Raw genomic sequence first — 24,770 nt, 5'->3', positions numbered from 1 at the left:
AAAGTCGGATGGCAGAAGTAGAGGAACTGCGAGTTCAACCTCAGGATATTTTAGCAGAACAATCTGTTCTGGGGGCTATTTTTATAGATGAGAGTAAGCTCGTTTTTGTCCGAGAATACATTGATTCTCGTGACTTCTTTAAGTATGCTCATCGGTTGATTTTCCAAGCGATGGTAGATTTGTCGGATCGTGGGGAAGCGATTGATGCGACGACAGTTCGAACGATTTTGGATAGTCAAGGGGATCTCCAAAATATTGGTGGCTTGTCCTATCTTGTTGAAATCGTCAACTCTGTACCAACTTCAGCTAATGCGGAGTATTATGCTAAAATTGTAGCCGAAAAGGCTATGCTACGTCGCTTGATTTCCAAATTGACAGAGTCTGTCAACCAAGCCTATGAGGCTTCTAAGCCTGCAGATGAAATCATTGCTCAGGCTGAAAAGGGGCTCATTGATGTTAGCGAAAACGCCAATCGTAGTGGTTTCAAGAACATCCGTGATATTCTAAATATCAACTTTGGGAACCTAGAAGTTCGGTCACAACAAACAACGGATATCACAGGTATTGCTACAGGCTATCGTGATTTGGACCATATGACGACAGGTCTCCACGAGGAGGAGCTGATTATCCTAGCGGCGCGTCCAGCGGTTGGTAAGACAGCCTTTGCCTTAAATATTGCTCAGAACATCGGGACCAAGTTGGACAAGACGGTAGCCATCTTTTCACTGGAAATGGGTGCGGAAAGTCTAGTAGACCGTATGTTGGCGGCCGAAGGATTAGTGGAGTCCCATTCTATCCGTACGGGTCAATTGACTGATGAGGAGTGGCAAAAGTATACCATTGCTCAAGGGAACCTAGCTAACGCGAGTATCTATATCGATGATACGCCAGGGATTCGAATCACGGAAATTCGTTCGCGGTCACGCAAACTGGCTCAAGAAACGGGCAATCTAGGATTGATTTTGATAGACTACCTACAGCTTATTACAGGGACTGGTCGTGAGAACCGCCAACAAGAAGTCTCTGAAATTTCTCGTCAGTTGAAAATTCTAGCCAAGGAATTAAAGGTTCCAGTCATTGCTCTCAGTCAGCTATCTCGTGGAGTGGAACAGCGTCAGGATAAGAGACCAGTCTTGTCTGATATTCGTGAATCGGGTTCTATCGAGCAGGATGCGGATATCGTAGCCTTTCTGTACCGTGACGACTACTATGATCGTGCAGGTGAAGAAGAGGAAGGAATTCCAAATAACAAGGTAGAGGTTATCATCGAGAAAAACCGTAGTGGAGCTCGTGGAACGGTGGAATTGATTTTCCAAAAAGAATACAATAAATTTTCAAGTATCTCAAAGAGGGAGGCATAAAATGTCAGATGCATTTACAGATGTAGCCAAGATGAAAAAAATCAAAGAAGAGATCAAGGCACATGAGGGACAAGTCGTTGAAATGACTTTGGAAAATGGCCGTAAGCGCCAAAAAAATAGATTGGGTAAGCTAATTGAGGTTTATCCATCTCTATTTATCGTTGAATTTGGGGATGTTGAAGGAGACAAACAAGCCAATGTCTACGTTGAATCCTTCACCTACTCAGATATCTTGACAGAAAAGAACTTGATTCGCTATCTAGACTAAGAATCCTAAAATGAAGTGAGCTTTGCTCACTTTTTTCTTTTTCTCCCGAATAGTATAAACGAGGGTAACCTCGAAAATTTATATTATTAAGGAGAATGAATGACGTTTTTAAAATCAGGAGTTAAGAAGAGTAGATGTACTCAGTTGAGTGTAGGGCTGGCTACTTTGTTCGTTACGAGTACCTTTTTGTTTGGTGGAGAATCAGTTCAGGCCGACAGTGTAGCGCGTGGAGATGACTATCCGCTTCACTACAAAAATGGTAGTGTTGAAATCGATCAGTGGCGGATGTATTCTCGCCAGTGTACCTCTTTTGCGGCCTTTCGTTTGAGTAGTGTAAATGGCTTTGAGATTCCTCCTGCCTACGGAAATGCGAATGAATGGGGACATCGTGCAAGGCGAGAAGGCTACCGTGTGGATACTAAGCCAGAAGTTGGGGCTATTGCTTGGTCGACAGAAGGATATTATGGGCACGTGGCCTGGGTATCAAATGTGTCGGGGGATACGATTGAAATCGAAGAGTATAACTATGGGGTTCGAGAAAAGTATAATCGTCGAAAAGTCAAGGCTAGTTCGATGACAGGTTTTATTCATTTCAAGGATTTATCTGCTAGCCATAGTGCGGGTGAGAATGCTCATAGCTCAGAGCTTCCGTCTAGTGGGACAATAGTATTCACGGAGAAATCGCCGATTATGGACCAACCGTCAAGTACAGGACAGGTTATTGACTACTATTATGCTGGTGAGAGTGTGAGTTATGATCAAGTTCTTGAAAAGGACGGTTATAAGTGGCTCGGTTATTTGTCTTATAGCGGTTCTAGAAGATATGTGAAGTATGAAAAGTTAAGCAATACAGAGAATGGGTGGAAAAAAGAAGGAGGGAGTTGGTATTACCAAGAGAATGGTAAGCTAGCAACAGGATGGAAAAAAGTTAACAGCAATTGGTATCATTTAAAAGAAAATGGGGCCATGTCAACTGGCTGGATTAAGGATGGCTCTCACTGGTATTATCTAAAGGCTTCGGGTGAGATGCAGACGGGCTGGCTTAAAGACAAGGGAACTTGGTATTACTTAGAGGAATCTGGCCGGATGAAAGCTAGTCAATGGTTCCAAGTCTCGGGGAAACATTACTATGTCGATGCTTCGGGAGCCTTAGCTGTTAATACGATTATTGATGGCTACAGACTAGACAGTGATGGGGTAAGGATAGGAAGTGTTTCTTAAACATCATACAAGCTTTCTTCTTGTTCATAAAATTTTAAAATGGATATCGAATTAGTTGACGTTCTTTAAATAGTATAATATAATAACATTAAAAACTATAAAAGGGGCTTTGTCTAATGGACAAGAAGAAAGTTATTTTAACAAGTTTAGCAAGTGCAGCTGTATTGGGTGCTAGTGTACTCGTTTCACAGCCTTCAGTAGTTAAGGCAGATGAAGGGAAAGCAGAAGAGCAGGCAGTTGTTCCTGCACAACCACAAGCTGGAACAGAAGGGGAGAGCGGTGCTCAAACTGAAAAGGGATCAGAAAACGCTAGTCCAGCTAATCCTGGTGCGACAAATCCAGCTAAAATGACCAAAGAAGAGTTGATGAAGGCTTTGGATGAACTTGAGGAACAGGCTATTAGTGATATTAAGGATAAGGAAGCAATTGAGGACAAAGAGGCTGCAACTGAAGCTGTGAAGGAATATATCGGTAAGATGTATATTTCAGACACTCTTGAGTCTGGAGAGCTCAGCCTAGATAATATCATCGCTGAATTGCCAGAAGGTGCAGAAGATAAGGCTGTGGTAACAGGTCCTGAAGCTCAAACTAATAAAAAATTATCTACTGAGGAGAAGGCTCTACTAGACCAGGCTAAAAAAGATGCCAAAGAACAAGTTTCTCAAGCGACGGATGCTCTGGTTCAAGCCCTAGCATCTCTTGAAAATGCTGTAATTGAAGACATTAAAAAAGACGCTTCAATCACCGATAAAGAAGCGGCTATCAAAGAAGCCAAAGAAGAGATTGGTAAAGAAGATCTTTTGAAGGCTATCGCAGATGAGGATTTGGAGATTGGTGATGTTATTGTAGACTGGCCAGCAGATACAAGAGAGCACAAAACGGCAGCTGAACCTGTATCAGAATTCACAGATGAAGACCAAGCTAAGCTAGACGAAGCTGATAAAGAGGCTCAGGTTGATGCAGCCAAAGTTCGCTCAGATTTAATCGCTACACTAGAAAAAATTGAAAAATCAACCATCGATGACATCAACAAAGATGCTACTATCACTGATAAGGAAGCAGCGATTAAGGCGGCTAAAGAAGTGATTGGCAAAGACGGCATCTTGAAAGCTATCGAGGAAGGCGATATCGAAGCGTCAGATTTGTTAGATGATTTCTTAGCAGAAGACAGTGACCAGGTGACACCAGCCGAAGCGACGAGCCAAGAAGATTTCTCAAGTCAAGACCAAGCTAAACTGGCTGCAGCGGACAAGGAAGCGGCGGAAGAAGCAGCAAAAGTTCGCTCAGATTTAATCGCTACCCTAGAAAAAATTGAAAAATCAACCATCGACGACATCAACAAAGATGCTACTATCACTGATAAGGAAGCAGCGATTAAGGCAGCTAAAGAAGTGATTGGCAAAGATGCTATCCTGAAAGCTATCGAAGATGGAGATATCGAAGCGTCCGACTTGCTAGATGATTTCTTAGCAGAAGACAGTGATCAGGTGACACCGGCTGAAGCAAAAACTCAATCTCAACTTTCAAGTCAAGACCAAGCTAAACTGGCTGCAGCAGATAAGGAAGCAGCGGAAGAAGCAGCAAAAGTTCGAACAGAATTGCTTTCAACTCTTGAAGGTATCGAAAAATCAACCATCAACGACATCAACAAGGATGCTACTATCACTGATAAGGAAGCAGCGATTAAGGCAGCTAAAGAAGTGATTGGCAAGGATGCTATCTTGAAAGCTATCGAAGAAGGTGACATTGAAGCGTCTGACTTGTTGGCAGATTTCTTAGCAGAAGACAGTGATCAGGTGACACCGGCCGAAGCAAAAACTCAATCTCAACTTTCAATCCAAGACCAAGCTAAGCTCGCTGCAGCCGACAAGGAAGCAGCGGAAGAAGCAGCCAAAGTTCGCTCAGATTTAATCGCTACCCTAGAAAAAATCGAAAAATCAACTATCGATGACATCAACAAGGATGCTACTATCACTGATAAGGAAGCAGCGATTAAGGCAGCTAAGGAAGTGATTGGTAAGGAAGCTATCTTGAAAGCTATCGAAGATGGCGATATCGAAGCGTCAGATTTGTTAGATGATTTCTTGGCAGAAGACAGCGATCAGATGACACCGGCCGAAGTGAAGAGCCAAGAAGATTTCTCAAGTCAAGACCAAGCTAAACTCGCTGCAGCCGACAAGGAAGCAGCGGAAGAAAATAGTAATGCGAAAAAACTTGAGCTAAGTAAATTAGAAGAGCAAGTTGCTAAGATTAAAGCGCAATTATCAAGTTTACAAGTTTCTGGTGACAAGAATAGTCAAGTCAAAGACTTGCAACAAGCTTTAGCAGACTATGAGGATGCTATTAAGACTCTAAGCAGTGTCATGTCGGCTGTTCTTGAAATTGAAGACTTTAAAGGTGGGGTGAACGCAGTAGAAGCTGCAACTGCAGAGTTGCCAGAATACAACAAAGGTGCAAATGCGGTAGAAGCTGCTGTAAATGAACTCCCAGCCTATGGCGAAAGTGGCGCTCCAGCAGTAGCGAATGTTCCAGCTTATGGAGAAAGTGGTTCCCCAATAGTAAACAATGCTCTGCCTTATGCAGAAAGTGGCGCTCCAGCCGTAGCGAATGTTCCAGCTTACGGAGAAAGCGGTACCCCAATAGTAAACAACACTCTGCCTTATGCAGAAAGTGGCGCCCCAGCCGTAGCAAATGTTCCAGTTTACGGAGAAAGTGGTACCCCAGTAGTAAACAACACTCTGCCTTATGCAGAAAGCGGTGCCCCAGCCGTAGCAAATGTTCCAGTTTATGCAGAAAGTGGTGCTCCGGCAGTGACTACTATTCCAGCCTATGCTGAAACGATTGAAGCTGCAGTAAATGAAGTTCCAGAATACACTGGCAGTGTAGCTCCTTTGGCTACAAGCCCTACTCTTGGAACTGAACAAGATCGTACCTACAAAGCGCCTGCAGCAACGGATGAACAACTCCTTCCAAATACAGGAAGCCAAGATGCTTCAGCAGTTGCATCGCTAGGATTTATTGGTCTCCTTCTTGGTTTGCTACCATTTGCAAAGAGAAAATTGAACAAATAAATCGCATGAAATCAATAAAAGAAAAGGATTTGAATAGTCCTTTTCTTTTTTATGGTGAAATAGGAACAAGTCCACGTTTTTCAGCTCTTTCCGATGGTATTTTTCCCCTCTTTCCTTTATAATGGGTGTATGGACAAGAAAAAATTATTATTAATTGATGGATCTTCAGTTGCTTTTCGAGCTTTTTTTGCGCTCTATCAGCAGTTGGATCGTTTTAAAAATGCTAATGGCCTTCATACCAATGCAATCTATGGCTTTCAACTCATGTTGAATCATGTCTTAGAGCGGGTTGAGCCCAGTCATGTTTTGGTAGCCTTTGATGCAGGTAAGACGACTTTTCGAACAGAGATGTATGCAGACTACAAAGGTGGCCGTGCTAAAACTCCAGATGAGTTTCGTGAGCAATTTCCCTTCATTCGTGAGTTGTTAGACCATCTTGGGATTCGCCATTATGAGTTGGCCCAGTATGAAGCGGATGATATCATCGGGACTTTAGGCCGTTTGGCTGAGAAGGATTCTTTTGATGTGACAATCGTTAGCGGAGATAAGGATTTGATCCAGTTGACGGATGAGCATACGGTGGTCGAGATTTCTAAGAAAGGTGTGGCTGAGTTTGAGGCCTTTACGCCGGACTATCTCATGGAAAAGATGGGCCTCACGCCAGCTCAGTTCATTGATCTTAAGGCCCTCATGGGGGATAAGTCTGATAATATCCCTGGTGTCACGAAAGTCGGTGAAAAGACGGGTATCAAGCTCTTGCTGGAACATGGTTCGCTCGAGGGTATTTATGAAAATATCGATGGGATGAAGGCTTCTAAGATGAAGGAAAATCTCATCAATGACAAGGAACAAGCCTTTTTGTCTAAAACCTTGGCGACCATTGAAACTCAGGCACCAATTGAGATTGGCCTTGATGATTTGGTATATAATGGCCCAGATGTGGAAAATCTCGGGAAATTCTACGATGAGATGGGCTTCAAACAGCTCAAACAAGCTCTAAATGTTTCGTCGAAGGATGCGCCTGAGAGCTTGGATTTCACTATTGTTGACCAAGTCAGTCAAGACATGCTGAGTGCCGACTCTATCTTCCACTTTGAACTCTTTGGTGAAAATTACCATACAGATGATTTGGTTGGTTTTGCCTGGTCCTGTGGGGATAAACTTTACACTACAGATAAACTTGAGCTCTTGCAGGAGCCGATTCTCAAGGATTTTCTAGAAAAAACACCTCTGAAAGTGTATGACTTTAAAAAAGCGAAGGTTCTTTTAAATCGCTTGGGTTTGAATCTGCAGGCCCCTGCTTTTGACAACCGTTTGGCAAAATACTTACTCTCAACAGTCGAGAACAATGAAATCTCAACCATTGCGACTCTCTACGGTCAAACATACTTGGTCGATGATGAGACTTTCTACGGTAAGGGGGTCAAGAAAGCTATCCCTGAGAGAGAGAAATTCTTGGAACACCTAGCTCGCAAGGTTGCTGTATTGGTTGAGACGGAGCCGGTTTTACTTGAAAAACTCAGTGAACATGGGCAATTAGACCTTCTCTATGACATGGAGCAACCTCTGGCTTTTGTCCTTGCCAAGATGGAAATCGCTGGGATCAAGGTCAAAAAAGAAACCCTGCTTGAGATGCAGGCTGAAAATGAGGTCGTCATTGAGCAACTCACCCAAGAGATTTATGAACTAGCTGGTGAGGAGTTTAATATCAACTCGCCTAAGCAGTTGGGCGTGCTTCTCTTTGAAAAACTGGGTCTTCCTCTAGAATACACTAAGAAAACCAAAACAGGTTACTCGACAGCGGTGGATGTGCTAGAGCGTCTGGCTCCTATTGCGCCAATTGTTAAGAAAATCCTCGACTACCGTCAGATTGCTAAGATCCAATCTACCTATGTGATTGGTTTGCAAGACTGGATTTTGGCTGATGGCAAGATCCACACGCGCTATGTGCAGGATTTGACTCAGACTGGGCGTTTGTCTAGTGTGGATCCAAACTTGCAAAATATCCCTGTTCGCTTGGAACAAGGCCGTCTCATTCGTAAGGCTTTTGTACCTGAATGGGAGGATAGCGTGCTGCTCAGCTCGGATTATTCACAGATTGAATTGCGCGTCTTGGCCCATATCTCTAAAGATGAGCACTTGATTAAGGCCTTTCAAGAGGGAGCAGATATCCACACCTCGACGGCCATGCGGGTCTTTGGAATTGAACGTCCTGAGGATGTGACTCCAAACGACCGTCGTAATGCCAAGGCGGTAAACTTTGGAGTGGTTTACGGGATTTCAGATTTTGGTTTGTCTAATAATTTGGGCATCAGCCGTAAAGAGGCTAAAGTCTACATCGACACTTACTTTGAACGCTTCCCAGGTATTAAAAACTACATGGATGAAGTGGTGCGTGAGGCGCGTGATAAGGGCTATGTAGAGACTCTCTTCAAGCGTCGTCGTGAGTTGCCAGATATCAATTCACGCAACTTCAACATTCGTGGTTTTGCAGAGCGGACAGCTATCAACTCTCCTATTCAGGGTTCGGCAGCAGATATTCTCAAGATTGCTATGATCCAGCTAGACAAGGCTTTAGTAGCGGGCGGTTATCAGACCAAGATGCTGTTGCAAGTTCATGATGAAATCGTCCTTGAAGTTCCGAAATCAGAACTAGCAGCCATTAAAGTACTAGTGAAACAAACCATGGAAGAAGCCATCCAACTCAGTGTTCCTCTTATCGCAGATGAAAATGAAGGGGTAACCTGGTACGAGGCTAAATAAGAAAACTATGATAGAGTTTGAAGCAGTTGCCTTCAAACTCTTTTCAAGATTTTCTGTAAGCAGTTTCCTTGACTTTTCCTTGTATTTGCGTTACTATATTTCCATATAAGATATGGGAGTCTGTGTACAGTCTGAGAGGAAGTGTTAAACTTCGACCGCACCTGATCTGGGTAATGCCAGCGTAGGGAACGATACTTAGCCGAATTCTGCACCTTTTCCATATATGGAAGGGGTTTTCTTTTTGTCAAAAGGAAACCTGAGAAAAGGAGGTTTTTATGAAAGCAAGTATTGCCTTGCAAGTATTGCCCTTATCACAGGGGATTGATCAAATTGCTATTATCGATCAGGTGATTGCTTATCTGCAAGCTCAGTCCGTGACCATGGTGGTGACACCATTTGAAACGGTCTTGGAAGGGGAGTTTGATGAGCTTATGCGCATTCTCAAAGACGCACTAGAAGTGGCAGGGCGGGAAGCAGATAATGTCTTTGCCAATGTCAAAATAAATGTAGGAGAGATTTTAAGTATTGATGAGAAACTTGAAAAGTATACTGAGACGACACATTAGTCTATTGGGTTTTCTAGGAGTCTTGTCAATCTGGCAGTTAGCAGGAATATTCAAACTTTTACCCAAGTTTATCCTACCAACTCCCTTTGAAATTCTCCAGGCCTTTGTTCGTGACAGAGAATTTCTCTGGCACCATAGCTGGGCGACCTTGAGAGTGGCTATACTCGGACTAGTCTTAGGAGTCTTGATTGCCTGTATCATGGCTGTGCTTATGGACAGTCTGAGTTGGCTCAATGACTTGATTTACCCCATGATGGTGGTTGTCCAGACCATACCGACCATTGCCATAGCCCCTATCCTAGTTTTATGGTTGGGTTATGGAATCTTGCCCAAGATTGTCTTGATTATCCTGACAACAACCTTCCCTATTATCATCAGTATTCTAGATGGATTTAGGCATTGTGACAAGGATATGCTGACCTTGTTTAGTCTGATGCGAGCCAATCCTTGGCAAATTCTGTGGCATTTTAAAATCCCAGTCAGCCTGCCTTACTTTTATGCAGGTCTGAGAGTCAGTGTCTCCTACGCCTTTATCACAACAGTGGTATCTGAGTGGTTGGGAGGCTTTGAAGGACTTGGTGTCTACATGATTCAGTCAAAAAAACTGTTTCAGTATGATACCATGTTCGCGATTATTATTCTGGTGTCGCTGATCAGTCTTCTGGGTATGAAGCTAGTTGATATCAGTGAAAAATATGTGATTAAATGGAAACGTACTTAAAAGAAGCGTTTTGTAAAAAGAAAAGAGGAAATAAAAATGAAGAAAACATGGAAAGTGTTTTTAACGATTGTAACAGCTCTTCTAGCTGTCGTGCTTGTGGCTTGTGGCCAAGGAACTGCTTCTAAGGACAACAAAGAAGCAGAACTCAAAAAAATTGACTTTATCCTAGACTGGACACCCAATACCAACCACACAGGGCTTTATGTCGCCAAAGAAAAAGGTTATTTCAAAGAAGCTGGAGTGGATGTTGATTTGAAATTGCCACCAGAAGAAAGTTCATCTGACTTGGTGATCAATGGTAAGGCTCCATTTGCTATCTATTTCCAAGATTACATGGCTAAGAAATTGGAAAAAGGAGCAGGTATTACTGCCGTTGCAGCAATCGTTGAGCACAATACATCAGGGATTATCTCTCGTAAGTCTGACAATATCAATAGCCCTAAAGACTTGGTTGGTAAGAAATACGGAACTTGGAATGACCCAACTGAGCTTGCGATGTTGAAAACCTTGGTAGAATCTCAAGGTGGAGACTTTGACAAGGTTGAAAAAGTACCAAACAACGACTCAAATTCGATCACACCGATTGCCAATGGCGTTTTTGATGCTGCCTGGATTTACTATGGTTGGGATGGAATCCTTGCTAAATCTCAAGGTGTAGATGCTAACTTCATGTATTTGAAAGACTACGTCAAAGAGTTTGACTACTACTCACCAGTTATCATCGCAAACAACGACTATCTAAAAGACAACAAAGAAGAAGCTCGTAAAGTCATCCAAGCTATCAAAAAAGGTTACCAATACGCGATGGAGCACCCAGAAGAAGCGGCTGATATCTTGATCAAGAATGCCCCTGAGTTAAAGGATAAACGTGATTTCGTTATCGAATCTCAAAAATACTTGTCAAAAGAGTATGCTAGCGACAAGGAAAAATGGGGACAATTTGATGCTGATCGCTGGAATGCCTTCTACAAATGGGATAAAGAAAATGGAATCCTCAAGGAAGACTTGACTGATAAAGGATTTACTAACGAATTTGTAAAATAATGACAGAAATTAGACTAGAACACGTAAGCTATGCCTACGATGATGAAAAGATTTTAGAGGATATTAACCTGCAGGTGACTTCAGGTGAAGTGGTCTCTATCCTAGGCCCCAGTGGTGTAGGTAAGACCACTCTCTTTAACCTTATTGCAGGGATTTTAGAAGTCCAGTCAGGTAGAATTGTACTTGATGGGGAGGAAAATCCCAAGGGGCGCGTGAGCTATATGCTACAAAAGGATTTACTTTTGGAACACAAGACTGTCCTTGGCAATATCATTTTGCCCCTCTTGATCCAAAAGGTGGACAAGACAGAAGCCATTGCCAAAGCAGATGAAATTCTTGCTACCTTTCAGTTGACGGCTGTAAGGGATAAGTACCCTCATGAACTCAGTGGTGGGATGCGCCAGCGTGTTGCTTTACTCCGTACCTACCTTTTCGGGCATAAGCTCTTTCTTCTAGACGAGGCCTTTAGCGCTTTGGATGAGATGACTAAGATGGAACTTCATGCCTGGTATCTTGATATTCATAAACAGCTAGGCCTGACGACACTCATCATTACGCATAGTATCGAGGAAGCTCTTAATCTTAGTGACCGTATCTATATCTTGAAAAATCGCCCTGGTCAGATTGTTTCTGAAGTCAAACTTGATTGGTCTGAAGGCGAAGACAAGGAAGTTCAAAAAATTGCCTACAAACGCCAGATTTTAGCGGAGTTGGGATTAAATACGTAGCTTTTAGGAAATTAGTATATATTAAATCCAAGCGAAATTCTTGCCTGTATTTAATTGTTTCAAAGCTGATGAACATGCATGATTGGGCTTATTATTTAAATAAATGGTAAGTTAATATAAAAATAAATAAATTTTAGTTGACATTTTGTCATGAATCTGTATAATATAATTGAACCATTATAGACAATAAGGAGGATAATGTGGTGAAAAAGAGAACTAGTAAACTCTTTCATGGCTTGATGGCCTTGCTGCTAGTAGTGTCAGTTTTTCTACCTGCACTCAAAGTTAGCACAGTTGTTCAAGCGGAGGAACTACCAGCGAGCAGTTACACAATGAAAACTGTTTCAAAAATCAACAATAACAAACTTGTTGATGGCGCTAAGTACGGGGAAGGTAAATTCTATCTTCAACCAACTTATAGTTTCCCAAATGATGTAACCCTCAAAGATGGGGATTACATGGTGTATCATGTTCCAAACGAATTTAAAATTGAAAAAGATTCTACTACGGAATTGAAAGCACCAGATGGGCAAACAACTATTGCTGAATTGACAACTAGTAAAGCAGATAACACAGCTACTGTCAAAGTGACAAATGCTGCTTACTTTGCTAATTTGTCAGAGAACAAGGAGATTACTGCCCTGTTTACAGTCGTTTGGGCAGATAGTGTTAAACTAAACACTCCTTATCAAATTAATATCCCAGGTGACCAAGTTTACACTTTGACTCGTATCGTCCCAGATGATGACCCAACTGGATTTACTAAATGGGGAGTTCAAGACTCAGACGACCCGAACTACGTAAACTGGCGTATCCGTGTTAACCGCTATGCAAAATCTTACACAGGGGTTAAACTCGAAGATACTATTCCAGAAGGACAAGTTCTTGCAAGTGAAATTACTGGTTACTACTTTACTGAGTGGAACAAAGCTGAAGCTCGTCCAAGACTAGAAGCTGCCCATATCAACGTTGTTGATGGAAATCACTTTACCATCACTCCAAACGGTGATGGCACAATGGACGGACAAGGTCTCTATATCCTATATAAAACTCGTCTAACTGCTCCAGTTGACAATGCAACTAAAAAAGCATTTAACGATGTAAAAGCGATAACCGATCAAGAAACATTTGATGTTCATGGATTTGCTGCTTTGACAACTACAGAAGGTATCGGTTCAGGTGCGAAGTCTGATGAGGTTGAATTCCAAGTTAAGAAAAAACTTGAAGGAAAAACTCTTGAGGCAGATGCATTTACTTTCCAATTGATTGCTCCAGATGGTTCTGTAACTGAAGCTAAAAACGATGCTGAAGGAAATGTTAAATTCCCAGCAGTTAAATTCTCTAATGAAGGTACATTCAAATACCAAATTAAAGAAGTAAATGACAACAAACCTGGCTATACATACGATGATTCAGTACTTGAAGCAGAAGTTACTGTAGCAAACGTGTATGGTCAAAAGATTGCAAGTGTTAAATATAAAGATTCTAAGAAAGAATTTACAAACACATACGCTGCTAAAGAAGCAAAACTTCAACTTGAAGCTAAGAAAGTCTTGAACGGTAAAGCTATCGAGGCTGGCCAATTTGAATTTGAGTTGAAAGAAAACGGAACAGTTCTCCACACTGTTTCAAACGATGCAAACGGTAAGATTCAATTCCCAGAACTTACCTTCACAAAAGAAGAAACTCGTACATTCACTATCTCTGAAAAAGCAGGTGATGTAGCCGGAGTTGAATACGATCCAAATGCTTATGAAGTAACAGTAGTCGTTAAAGATAACGGCCAAGGTCAACTTGTTGCAACTGCAACAGGCGCAGACAACCTTACTTTCACGAACGTTTATAAAGCTAAACCAGCTAAAGAAACTATCACAGCTACTAAAGTCTTGAACGGTAAAGCTCTTGAAGCTGATAAATACGAATTCGAACTTAAAAAAGGTGAAGAAGTCGTTGCGACAGCTAAAAACGCTGCAGACGGAACTGTTACTTTCAAAGAAATTGAGTTCGCAACAGCAGGTGACTACACTTACACTATCTCTGAAAAAGCAGGTAGCGAAAAAGGTGTGACATACGATACTGCTAAACACGAAGTTAAGGTAAAAGTTACAGATAACGGTCAAGGTCAACTTGTTGCAGCTGTTACAGGTAACAACCCAACCTTCACCAATACCTATAAAGCAGCTAAAACAAGTGAAACTATTAAGGCTACTAAAGTCTTGGATGGTAAAGCTCTTGAAGCTGATAAATACGAATTCGAACTTAAAGAAGGTGACAAAGTCGTTGCAACAGCTAAAAACGCTGCAGATGGAACTGTTACTTTCAAAGAAATCGAATACAATGAAGCAGGTAACCACACTTATACTATCTCAGAAAAAGCAGGTAGCGAAGCAGGTGTGACATACGACACTGCTACACATGAAGTGACAGTAAACGTTACAGATAACGGCCAAGGTCAACTTGTTGCAGCTGTTACAGGTAACAACCCAACCTTCACCAATACCTATAAAGCAGCTAAAACAAGTGAAACTATTAAGGCTACTAAAGTCTTGAATGGTAAAGCCCTTGAAGCTGGTAAATATGAGTTTGAACTTAAAGAAGGTGACGAAGTAATCGGAACAGCTAAAAATGCTGCAGACGGTACGGTTACTTTCAAAGAAATTGAGTACAACGAAGCAGGTAGCCACACTTACACTATCTCTGAAAAAGCAGGTAGCGAAGCAGGTGTGACATACGATGAATCCACTCACAATGTAACAGTGAACGTTACCGATAACGGGGAAGGAAAACTTGTTGCAACTGTTACAGGTAACAACCCAACCTTCACCAACACTTATAAAGCAGCTAAAACAAGTGAAACTATCACGGCTACTAAAGTCTTGAATGGTAAAGCTCTTGAAGCTGGTAAATACGAATTCGAACTTAAAGAAGGTGACAAAGTCGTTGCGACAGCTAAAAATGCTGCAGACGGTACTGTTACTTTCGAAGCTATCGAGTACACAGCAGCAGGTGAACACACCTACACTATCTCTGAAAAAGCAGGTAGCGAAGCAGGTGTGACATACGATACTGCTAAACACGAAGTTAAGGTAAACGTTACAGATGATGGTGCAGGTCAACTTGTTGCAACTGTTACAGGTAACAACCCAACCTTCACCAACACATATAAAGCTGCTTCAACAACTGTAAACATCACGGCTACTAAAGTCTTGAATGGTAAAGCCCTTGAAGCAGGCAAATATGAGTTTGAACTTAAAGAAGGTAACAAAGTAATTGGAACAGCTACAAACGCTGCAGACGGTACTGTTGCTTTCGAAGGTATCGAATACAAAGAAGCAGGTAGCCACACTTACACTATCTCTGAAAAAGCAGGTAGCGAAGCAGGTGTGACATACGATAAATCTACTCACAATGTAACAGTTAAAGTTGTTGATAACGGTGCAGGCCAACTTGTTGCGACTGTAACTGACAACAACCCAATCTTCACAAATACTTATGTTGCATCTTCAACACAAGTAACTTTCACAGCTAAGAAAGTCTTGGAAGGTAAAGAACTTGTAAAAGATCAGTTTAAGTTTGAACTTAAAGAAGGTGACAAAGTAATCGAAACAGCTACAAACGCTGCAGACGGTACTGTTACTTTCAAAGCAATTGATTTCGCAAACGCAGGTGTCTACACTTACACTATTACTGAAGTAGATAGTAAGGAAGAAAATGTGACATACGATACTACTAAACACGAAGTGACAGTTGAAGTCGTTGACAACGGTGCAGGCCAACTTGTAACAACAGTTACAGGTAACAACCCAACAATCACTAACAAGTATACTGAACCGAAAAAAGAAGAACCTAAGGAAGATCCTAAGGGTGAACAACCTAAGGGAGATTTGCCAAACACTGGTGGAGCAGACTTTACAGCATTCTCTACTATTCTTGGTCTAGTTCTTGCAGCTTTGGCAGGACTTGTATACCGTGCTAAAAAAGTTGACTAATCTTAACTTTGAATAAAGCAAAATGATGGTGACCGTTTTACGGTCCCATCTTTTTGTTTTGGATATTTTATAATAATCTTCGCAACTCGTTCCCTTTTCCTTTAAAAAAATCAAAAATTTCGGTATAATAGTCAAAGATAGTCAAGGTTCAAAGAAGGAGTTTGATTTACTATGAGATTTAAAAATACATCAGATCATATCGAAGCCTATATCAAGGCGATTTTAGACCAGTCTGGTATCGTGGAATTGCAACGGAGCCAGTTAGCTGATACCTTTCAGGTTGTGCCTAGTCAGATCAACTATGTCATCAAGACACGTTTTACTGAAAGCAGAGGTTACTTGGTTGAGAGCAAGCGTGGTGGCGGAGGCTACATTCGCATCGGACGAATTGAGTTTTCTAATCATCATGAGATGCTCCGCGATTTGCTTTACTCGATTGGTGAGCGAGTTAGTCAGGAGATTTATGAAGATATTCTCCAGCTTTTGGTGGAGCAGGACTTGATGACCAAGCAGGAGATGACCTTGCTGACTTCTGTAGCAACTGATCGTGTCCTAGGGGAAGAATCCTCAGTTGTCCGTGCCAATATGCTCCGACAGCTATTACAAGAGGTAGATAGAAAAGAGAAGTAAGATGAACTATTCAAAAGCATTGAATGAATGTATCGAGAGTGCCTACATGGTTGCTGGCCATTTTGGAGCTCGTTATCTAGAGTCTTGGCATTTATTGATTGCCATGTCCAATCACAGTTACAGTGTGGCAGGTGCGACTCTAAATGATTATCCATACGAGATGGATCGTTTAGAAGAGGTTGCTTTAGAACTGACTGAAACGGACTATAGCCAAGACGAAACCTTTACGGAATTGCCCTTTTCCCATCGTTTGGAGCTTCTCTTTGCAGAAGCAGAGTATGTGGCTTCAGTGGTCCATGCTAAGGTGCTAGGGACAGAGCATGTCCTCTATGCGATTTTGCATGATGGTAATGCTTTGGCAACTCGCATCTTGGAGAGAGCAGGCTTTTCTTATGAAGACCAGAAAGATCAGGTCAGAATTGCTGCTCTTCGTCGCAATTTAGAGGAACGTGCAGGTTGGACAAGAGAAGACCTTAAGGCTTTGCGTCAACGCCATCGCACAGTAACTGACAAGCAAAATTCCATGGCCAATATGATGGGCATGCCTCAAGCTCAAAGTGGCGGTCTAGAGGACTACACACATGATCTGACGGAGCAAGCGCGCTCTGGCAAGTTAGAGCCAGTTATCGGTCGAGACAAGGAAATCTCACGTATGATTCAGATTTTGAGTCGAAAGACCAAGAACAATCCGGTCTTGGTTGGGGATGCGGGTGTCGGGAAAACAGCTCTGGCACTTGGCCTTGCCCAGCGTATTGCTAGTGGGGATGTGCCTGCGGAAATGGCAAAGATGCGTGTTCTAGAGCTTGATTTGATGAATGTCGTTGCGGGAACACGTTTCCGTGGGGATTTTGAAGAGCGCATGAACAATATCATCAAGGATATCGAGGAAGATGGCAAAGTAATCCTCTTTATCGATGAACTCCACACCATCATGGGTTCTGGTAGCGGTATTGATTCGACTCTAGATGCGGCCAATATCTTGAAGCCAGCCTTGGCACGTGGAACTTTGAGAACGGTTGGTGCAACCACTCAGGAAGAATATCAAAAACACATCGAAAAAGATGCAGCTCTTTCTCGACGTTTTGCCAAAGTGACCATTGAAGAGCCAAGTTTAGCTGACAGCATGACTATTTTGCAAGGTTTGAAAGCTACCTATGAGAAACACCATCGTGTGAAAATCACAGATGAAGCTGTCGAAACAGCTGTTAAGATGGCCCATCGTTACTTGACCAGTCGTCACTTGCCAGACTCTGCTATCGACCTCTTGGATGAGGCGGCAGCAACAGTGCAAAACAAATCCAAGCATGTGAGAATGGACGAATCCGACTTGAGTCCAGCTGACAAGGCCTTGATGGATGGCAAGTGGAAACAAGCAGGTCAGCTAATCGCAAAAGAACAAGAATTGCCTGTCTATAAAGACTTGGTGACAGAATCTGAAATTTTGACGACTTTGAGTCGCTTGTCAGGTATTCCAGTCCAAAAACTGACGCAGACTGACGCCAAGAAATACCTGAACTTGGAAGCTGAACTACACAAACGTGTCATCGGTCAAGATCAAGCTGTTTCAAGCATTAGCCGTGCGATTCGCCGCAACCAGTCAGGAATTCGCAGCCACAAGCGTCCGATTGGTTCCTTTATGTTCCTAGGACCAACGGGTGTCGGTAAGACCGAATTGGCTAAGGCCTTGGCAGAAGTTCTCTTTGATGATGAATCAGCCCTTATCCGTTTTGATATGAGTGAATATATGGAGAAATTCGCAGCCAGCCGTCTCAATGGAGCTCCTCCGGGCTATGTGGGCTACGAAGAAGGTGGGGAGTTGACCGAGAAGGTTCGCAACAAACCCTATTCCGTTCTCCTCTTTGACGAGGTAGAGAAGGCCCACCCAGACATCTTTAATGTCCTCTTGCAAGTCTTGGATGATGGAGTTCTAACAGACAGCAAGGGGCGTAAGGTCGACTTTTCAAATACCATCATCATCATGACGTCAAACCTTGGTGCGACAGCCCTTCGTGATGACAAGACGGTCGGCTTTGGGGCCAAGGACATTCGTTTTGACCAGGAGAATATGGAAAAACGAATCTTTGAAGAGTTGAAAAAAGCTTATCGACCAGAGTTTATCAATCGTATTGATGAAAAGGTGGTCTTCCACAGTTTGGATAGCGACCACATGCAGGAGATTGTCAAGATCATGGTGAAACCATTGATTGCTAGCCTGGCAGAGAAAGGCATCGACTTGAAGCTGCAAGCTTCAGCGTTGAAGTTACTAGCAAGCCAAGGATATGATCCGGAAATGGGAGCTCGCCCACTTCGCAGAACACTGCAAACAGAGGTGGAAGACAAGCTAGCTGAGCTCCTCCTCAAGGGAGAACTGGTAGCAGGCAAGACCCTCAAGATAGGTGTCAAAGCTGGTCAATTAAAATTTGATATTGCTTAAAAATGGAGAATCAGGAGGAATCCTGATTCTTTTTCATCGTCTTTTTATAAAAAATAATAAAAAACTATTGACAAAACAAAAATATAAGATATAATAAAAACATAGAAAATAAAAATATCGAAAATTATAAAAAGGTAAAACGTTTATGAAAAAGAAAACAGCAGTGGTATTTGGGACCTTTGCCCCTCTCCATCAAGGGCATATCGACCTGATCCAGAGAGCGAAGCGCCAGTGTGATCAGGTCTGGGTAGTCGTTTCAGGCTATGAGGGAGACCGAGGGGAGCAGGTAGGCTTAAGTCTTCAAAAAAGATTTCGCTATATCAGAGAGGCTTTTCGTGATGACGAGTTGACCTCTGTCTGCAAGTTAGATGAAACCAACCTTCCCCGGTACCCTATGGGCTGGCAGGAGTGGTTGGATCAGATGTTATCGGAGATTTCCTACGATGAAGCCCAGCAAGAACTGACTTTCTTTGTGGGAGAAGAAGAATACCAGCAAGAACTAGCTAAACGTGGATTTGGCACTGTCTTGCAAGAAAGAAAGTTTGGTATCTCAGCGACTATGATTCGAGAAAATCCAAGCAAATATTGGAAATACATCGCTCAGCCCTTCCGTCGTCAGTTTACTAAGAAAGTGTTGATCATGGGAAGTGCCAGCAATGGGAAGACTACTTTAGCCAAGGATTTGGCAAGGTATTACGATGCGCCCGTTAGTCTGGAATACGCGCGTGAGTACCAGATCAAAAACAATGTCCGCGACGATGAATTGACTCCAAAGGATTACTATTATCTCCTTTTAGGGCAGTATGACCAGACCTCCAAGTTAATAGATAGCAATGCCAATCGAGGCCTAGTAATAGCTGACACCAACTCCTTAGTAACCAAGGGCTACTATGATTATTACATGGAGACTGAGGACCAAGGGGACTTATCAGGAGAAACCTTTGACAATCTCTTTGTTTCTATCTTGGCTAAGGAAAAATGGGACTTGATTCTCTTTGTGCAGCCTGTCGGTTCTTATGTCAATGACGGATTTAGAGATATGACCATGGCGGAAGACCATATTCGCTACAGTTTTTCCCAGCATCTGGACCAGATGAGAGAGCGATATTTAACCACCATTCCACTAGTTTATCTAGCTGAGGATTACCTAGGCAATTATGAAGCAGCCAAAGTGGCTATCGATGCCATTTACCAAGCAGATTAGGAGAAAATGATGAAAACAGTAACTAAAAAAATCACACAATTTATCGAAAACTTTAACAATGTCCATGCAGAAGCTCGCAAGATTGGTTTTGCAGGGATCATGCGCCTGCTCTGGAAAGATCTCTTTGTCGGACGTAGCCTTTTCCAGTGGTTGTATCTCATCGCCTTGTCAAGTGTTCCCTTGATCTTGGAATTCACACAAAATACGGAAAGTCATGACTGGCTGAGCTTGTTTGCATCCTGGACTGGGATTGTCTGTGTTATCTTGGTAGCAGAAGGTCGTGCAAGCAATTATCTCTTTGGGGCTATTAACTCGGCTATTTATTTGATTTTGGCAATGAATGCGACTTTTTATGGCGAAGTTTTGACGACCGTTTACTTCTTTGTCATGCAGCCGATTGGTCTCTATGCTTGGCTGTCCAATCGTATCAATGAACAGGAAAAGCCAGAAGAATCTCACTTTGAAGCTAAGAAATTATCTGTTCTTGAATGGCTCAAGTACTTAGTCTTGACTGCCATTATCTGGATTGGTATGGGCTTGGCTTACCAAAGTATCAATAGCGCTCGTCCTTTCCGTGATAGTGTTACTGATGCGACCAATGGTGTTGGTCAGCTCTTGATGACACGTCTCTACCGTGAGCAATGGATTTTCTGGATTGCAACCAATCTCTTTAGTATTTATCTCTGGTGGGGTGAAAATATCCACATTCAAGGGATGTACTGGGTTTACACACTTAACAGTTTAGTGGGTTGGTACCAATGGACTAAGGCAGTTCGAAAGGAGGCATAAGATGGCAGACATAAAGATTCCAGAAGGGATGACGGAAAAAGAATATTATGAAATCCATGCCAGTCAGGAGGAGTTTTTAGACTGGTACTACAAGCAGGAACTCCCTCAATACGAAAAACCAAGCGTTACGGTGGATATGGTGGCCTACTGCTTTGTCGAAGGAAAAATCAAGCTCTTACTGATCCGTCGCAAGGCTCACCCTTATCAAAACTGTTTGGCTTTGGTTGGAGGTTTTATGGACAAGGGGGAAGATGCTGCACATGCCTGTCAGCGCGAGGTGAGAGAAGAAGTCAATCTCGATCTACCTTTGGAGAAAATCGAGCAATTGATGACGGTATCGACCCCCGGTCGTGACCCACGGGGCTGGACGGTGACCATTGCTCACTTAGTGTACCTACCTAGTCGTGCCTTAGACCTCGTTCAGGCAGGTGACGATGCCAAGGATGTCGTTTTCGTAGATGTCGACTTTCAGACAGGAAAATGTTTCCTAGAGGGGGTCGAGCTGGACGAGAGAGCCTTCGCCTTTGACCATTATGCCATTATCCAAGAATCCATCAAACGAATTCAAGGTCGTCTTGACTGGAATCCGACCTTCCTCTATCTGCTGGAGGAGGAGTTCACTGTCTACGAAGGAACTGAACTAGTCAATCTCATCAACCCAGGTCGCCCAATCGTCAGCAATAACTTTCTCGTAAAATACGGCGAATATGTAGAAGAAGTCGGACTCAAACGAGTACCCAAAAAGAAACCAAGAAAAACCTATCGATTGAAATAAAAAGTGAGGTCGGGACAAAGTTCCCGACCTCTTTATTTATCATCATTTTTATGAATGGCTATCTTTCTTAGGATTACTCAACATGTGAGTAAAGAAGTCTTTATATCGATACTTGAGATAGTTCTCATGTAAAAATAACAAAGCGATATAAACAATTAAAAAGATTGCAGTCAGATAGAAGACATCAAATGCAGTTCGCGCATAGTAAGTGGCTGATTGATAAGAGCCAATAGCTCCCAAAATCAACCAAGGAAGATACTTGTAATACTTATTTAGCATAAGAGCATACCTCCTATATTCTATTTCAATGTTATTATATTCCTTTATCTAATGCAATGCAAGCGATTACACAAAGGTGATGTAAAAAATAGGACTTTAATTTTAAAAATTTTCTATTTTTTCGTTTCAATTACGAATAGAAATAGTAGAGAGAAATTTTTTAAAATAGTTTCTCTAAATAGTTGACAGATTCAAAGCCCAATGTTACAATTATATTACAAAAAGATTTCTTAACATTTCAAAAATGTTACAAAGGAGTAGAAAAATGAAAAAGAAAACCTATATCAAATTGATGGCAGCGACTGTATTGGCTTCTACCTTGCTACTGGGAGCTTGTGGAAATAAAAACGAATCCACTCAAACCAGTAGCTCTGCAAAAACAAGTCAATCATCAAGTTCTAAAGCAGCTTCTTCTAGCAAAGAAAGCAAGACACAAAAATCTTCAAGCTCAGCTTCATCTGAAAAGGCTCAGGCATCTTCTGGTCAGTCTTCTACAACGGCAGATCAGTCACAAGCGAAACCAGCACCTGAATCAAGACAAGAACAAGCAGCTCCCAGTCAACAAGCTCCATCTCAGGCACCTTCAACTCAGCAAGGCTCTCAAGACCAGTCTAACCAGTCAAGCTATGATCCAACAACTGACCGCAAACTTCAAGACAAGCAAGCAGAACACAACAAACGCTACAAGGGTGTTTTAACCATGGTCGATGGTGATTTCTCAGCAGCTACAGGCAACTGGAAGGGAGCGAATGGCGAAACTATTACGGTTTCATCAGGGGGGCAATTCACAGTAGAAACTGCAGATGGAAAGAAAGAAAACTATTCTATCAGAGGCTACTCTTACACTCTTGATGATGGTAAGTATAATGCCAAAATCGGTGGAGGAAAAATCATCCAAATTACAACAGGTGCGGATGGTAAAGTTTCGAGCGTTGCCTTGATTCAATAATAGTATCTAGGATTTCCTAGTATCTAAAAAAACCGTAAACTCAAGCGAGTTACGGTTTTTTGTGTATTAAGCTTTATCTAATTGCAAGAGGGCTTCAATCTCTGCCAGAGTGCTAGCTTGGGAAATGGCTCCACGAAGTTTGGCAGCGCCAGATGTTCCCCGGAGGTAGTGAGGAGCGAGGCCACGGAATTCACGAACGGCTACGTTTTCCCCTTTGAGGTTAATCAAGCGTTTCAAGTGCTCGTAGGCGATTTTCATCTTGTCTTCGAAAGTCAAGTCAGGGAGAATTTCTCCAGTTTCAAAGTAGTGATTGATTTGATTAAAGAGGTAAGGATTTCCCATTGCTGCGCGACCAATCATGACAGCGTCAGCTCCGACTTCTTCGATACGCTGTTTGGCTTCTTGGACTGTACGGATGTCACCGTTTGCGATAAATGGAATCTTGGTTAGGGCTTGGGCTACGTCGTGCAAGGTGTCAAGGTCAGCGTGACCAGTGTACATTTGCTCACGTGTACGACCGTGCATAGCGAGGGCAGAGACACCAGCAGCCTCAGCTGCGAGGGCATTCTCTACGGCTAAGGATGGATCAGACCAGCCTGTACGCATTTTGACGGTGAGGGGGATATCAAGGACAGATTGGACCTTGTTGATGATAGAATAAATCTTGTCTGGGTCCTTGAGCCACATAGCTCCAGCTTCGTTTTTCACGATTTTGTTAACTGGGCAACCCATGTTGATATCGACGATATCGGTCTTAGTATTTTCTTGGATGAATTCTGCTGCGCGTGCGAGGCTGTCTTCATCACTACCAAAAAGTTGGATAGAAACTGGGTTTTCGCCTTCATCGATATGAAGCATGTGCAGGGTTTTTTCATTGTTGTATTGGATTCCCTTGTCAGAGACCATTTCCATGACAACGAGTCCAGCTCCGAGCTCTTTTACGATGGTACGAAATGCTGAGTTGGTCACGCCAGCCATAGGCGCTAAAACGGTACGATTGGGAATCTCAACATTGCCAATCATAAAAGGTGTATTAAGATTTGTCACGAATGAGTTCCTCCAAGTCGTTTTCATCAAAGTTATAAGTTGTTCGGCAGAATTGACAAGTGATTTCTGCCCCGTGGTCTTCCTCTTTCATTTCTTCAAGGTCTGAATTTGGAAGGCTGGCAAGAGCGTTCATAAAACGGTCTTTGCTGCAGTCACATTGGAAACGAATTTCTTCTTCAGAAAGACGTTTGTAGGATTCGTCACCATAGATGGCCTTGAGAAGGGCTTCGATATGGTCGTCGCTTTCCAGAAGAGTCGAGATGGCTGGCATTTCTTGGATGCGTTTTTCAAAGCGAGTAATCTCTTCGTCCTTGGCTCCTGGTAATACTTGGAGAAGAAAACCTCCAGCAACTTTGACCTTGTCGTCTTCGTCTAAAAGGACATTAAGCCCCACAGCTGAAGGGGTTTGTTGACTTTCTGTCAGGTAATAGGCCAAGTCTTCACCGATTTCCCCAGAGATGAGGGGAGTCATGGAGTTGTAGGGATTTCCAGTACCGTAGTCTGTGATAACGAGGAATTGACCGTTTCCGACAAAAGGTCCGACTAGGACTTCACCTGTTGCGGTCTTTTTGATGTCAACGCCAGGATTTTGCACATAGCCTTTGACGTTTCCCTTAGTATCTGCAACTGTGATGATGGCGCCGAGAGAGCTAGTTCCAAGAACTTTAACCGTTAGCTTGGTATTTCCTTTTTCATTGGCTGCGAGAATTTGGCTAGCGATAAGGGTACGACCAAGTGCGACAGTTGAACTGGCTTGAGTTTGATGTTTTTCTTGAGCAGTGCGGACGGTTTCCGTGCTGTCAAGAACAAAAGCACGAAAGGCTCCGCTTTCTGATATAGTTTTAATAATTTTATCCATAGCTACTATTTTAGCATAAAAATGCCTAAAGGGGGAGTCGTGTGTTTGCTGTTTCTGTGGAATAAGTACGAG

Annotated in this window: 19 protein-coding genes and 1 riboswitch; of the genes, 16 read left to right on the top strand and 3 right to left on the bottom strand. The window is 42.6% G+C overall.

The window, feature by feature from the left end; all coding sequences use genetic code 11:
- Positions 1–8: 8 nt before the first annotated feature.
- The 15 genes from dnaB to O3652_RS05040 all read left to right on the top strand — a co-directional run bounded on the left by dnaB (position 9) and on the right by O3652_RS05040 (position 21,564).
- Positions 9–1,361, top strand: a complete 1,353-nt coding sequence (dnaB, locus tag O3652_RS05110) for a replicative DNA helicase (protein WP_000852476.1) — start codon at positions 9–11, stop codon at positions 1,359–1,361.
- Position 1,362: 1 nt separating this feature from the next.
- Entirely contained in the window at positions 1,363–1,629 is a 267-nt protein-coding gene (locus tag O3652_RS05105; RefSeq protein WP_001278165.1) for a Veg family protein, read from the top strand.
- 99 nt (positions 1,630–1,728) lie between these two features.
- Positions 1,729–2,850 (top strand): CHAP domain-containing protein, encoded by a 1,122-nt coding sequence (locus O3652_RS05100; protein ID WP_125412836.1) that lies wholly within the window; start codon positions 1,729–1,731, stop codon positions 2,848–2,850.
- 116 nt (positions 2,851–2,966) lie between these two features.
- Positions 2,967–5,921 carry an SIALI-17 repeat-containing surface protein gene (locus O3652_RS05095; RefSeq protein ID WP_125412831.1) on the top strand — a complete coding sequence of 985 codons (2,955 nt, stop codon included), beginning with the start codon at positions 2,967–2,969 and terminating at the stop codon, positions 5,919–5,921.
- A 129-nt stretch (positions 5,922–6,050) separates the two neighbouring features.
- Positions 6,051–8,684, top strand: coding sequence for a DNA polymerase I (polA, locus tag O3652_RS05090; protein WP_125412827.1), 2,634 nt, complete (start codon positions 6,051–6,053; stop codon positions 8,682–8,684).
- A 102-nt stretch (positions 8,685–8,786) separates the two neighbouring features.
- Positions 8,787–8,889: riboswitch (TPP riboswitch) on the top strand.
- A gap of 70 nt (positions 8,890–8,959) precedes the next feature.
- Positions 8,960–9,250 carry a thiamine-binding protein gene (locus O3652_RS05085; protein WP_125412822.1) on the top strand — a complete coding sequence of 97 codons (291 nt, stop codon included), beginning with the start codon at positions 8,960–8,962 and terminating at the stop codon, positions 9,248–9,250.
- Positions 9,213–9,971, top strand: a complete 759-nt coding sequence (locus O3652_RS05080; RefSeq protein ID WP_371590139.1) for an ABC transporter permease — start codon at positions 9,213–9,215, stop codon at positions 9,969–9,971. Before O3652_RS05085 ends, O3652_RS05080 begins: the two co-directional genes overlap by 38 nt.
- 36 nt (positions 9,972–10,007) lie before the next feature.
- Positions 10,008–11,015 (top strand): ABC transporter substrate-binding protein, encoded by a 1,008-nt coding sequence (locus tag O3652_RS05075; protein WP_303407615.1) that lies wholly within the window; start codon positions 10,008–10,010, stop codon positions 11,013–11,015.
- Positions 11,015–11,743 (top strand): ABC transporter ATP-binding protein, encoded by a 729-nt coding sequence (locus O3652_RS05070; RefSeq protein WP_371590138.1) that lies wholly within the window; start codon positions 11,015–11,017, stop codon positions 11,741–11,743. Before O3652_RS05075 ends, O3652_RS05070 begins: the two co-directional genes overlap by 1 nt.
- A 203-nt stretch (positions 11,744–11,946) precedes the next feature.
- Complete coding sequence (locus O3652_RS05065) at positions 11,947–15,732, top strand: Spy0128 family protein (protein WP_371590137.1); 3,786 nt, start codon at positions 11,947–11,949, stop codon at positions 15,730–15,732.
- Positions 15,733–15,903: 171 nt separating this feature from the next.
- On the top strand, positions 15,904–16,362 hold the full coding sequence (locus O3652_RS05060) for a CtsR family transcriptional regulator (protein ID WP_001211258.1): 459 nt from the start codon (positions 15,904–15,906) through the stop codon (positions 16,360–16,362).
- A 1-nt stretch (position 16,363) separates the two neighbouring features.
- Positions 16,364–18,796, top strand: coding sequence for an ATP-dependent Clp protease ATP-binding subunit (locus O3652_RS05055; RefSeq protein WP_125412800.1), 2,433 nt, complete (start codon positions 16,364–16,366; stop codon positions 18,794–18,796).
- Positions 18,797–18,941: 145 nt separating this feature from the next.
- The gene (locus O3652_RS05050) at positions 18,942–20,000 is read left to right on the top strand and encodes an AAA family ATPase (RefSeq protein WP_125412798.1); all 1,059 of its coding nucleotides are present in this window, start codon (positions 18,942–18,944) and stop codon (positions 19,998–20,000) included.
- A gap of 9 nt (positions 20,001–20,009) precedes the next feature.
- Positions 20,010–20,789 carry a nicotinamide riboside transporter PnuC gene (gene pnuC / locus O3652_RS05045; protein WP_125412792.1) on the top strand — a complete coding sequence of 260 codons (780 nt, stop codon included), beginning with the start codon at positions 20,010–20,012 and terminating at the stop codon, positions 20,787–20,789.
- A gap of 1 nt (position 20,790) precedes the next feature.
- Positions 20,791–21,564 carry an NUDIX hydrolase gene (locus O3652_RS05040; protein WP_125412787.1) on the top strand — a complete coding sequence of 258 codons (774 nt, stop codon included), beginning with the start codon at positions 20,791–20,793 and terminating at the stop codon, positions 21,562–21,564.
- Positions 21,565–21,612: 48 nt separating this feature from the next.
- Here the strand turns inward: O3652_RS05040 and O3652_RS05035 are convergent, their stop codons facing one another.
- On the bottom strand, positions 21,613–21,843 hold the full coding sequence (locus tag O3652_RS05035) for a hypothetical protein (RefSeq protein WP_049504550.1): 231 nt from the start codon (positions 21,841–21,843) through the stop codon (positions 21,613–21,615).
- Positions 21,844–22,108: 265 nt separating this feature from the next.
- On the opposite strand from O3652_RS05035, the gene O3652_RS05030 reads away from it, so the two are divergent.
- Positions 22,109–22,792, top strand: a complete 684-nt coding sequence (locus O3652_RS05030; protein WP_061587269.1) for a hypothetical protein — start codon at positions 22,109–22,111, stop codon at positions 22,790–22,792.
- Positions 22,793–22,858: 66 nt separating this feature from the next.
- Here the strand turns inward: O3652_RS05030 and dusB are convergent, their stop codons facing one another.
- Together dusB and hslO are read right to left on the bottom strand one after the other, a co-directional pair.
- Positions 22,859–23,839, bottom strand: coding sequence for a tRNA dihydrouridine synthase DusB (gene dusB, locus O3652_RS05025; protein WP_185755860.1), 981 nt, complete (start codon positions 23,837–23,839; stop codon positions 22,859–22,861).
- Positions 23,826–24,698, bottom strand: coding sequence for an Hsp33 family molecular chaperone HslO (gene hslO / locus O3652_RS05020; protein ID WP_125412780.1), 873 nt, complete (start codon positions 24,696–24,698; stop codon positions 23,826–23,828). The genes dusB and hslO overlap by 14 nt, the downstream gene beginning before the upstream one ends.
- Between the last annotated feature and the right edge of the window lie 72 nt (positions 24,699–24,770).

The sequence above is a fragment of the Streptococcus sp. 27098_8_23 genome (assembly GCF_041432195.1).
Taxonomy (GTDB): Bacteria; Bacillota; Bacilli; order Lactobacillales; family Streptococcaceae; genus Streptococcus.
The sequence above is the reverse complement of the archived record's forward strand: the minus strand, read 5'-3'. Positions and strand labels throughout refer to the sequence as shown.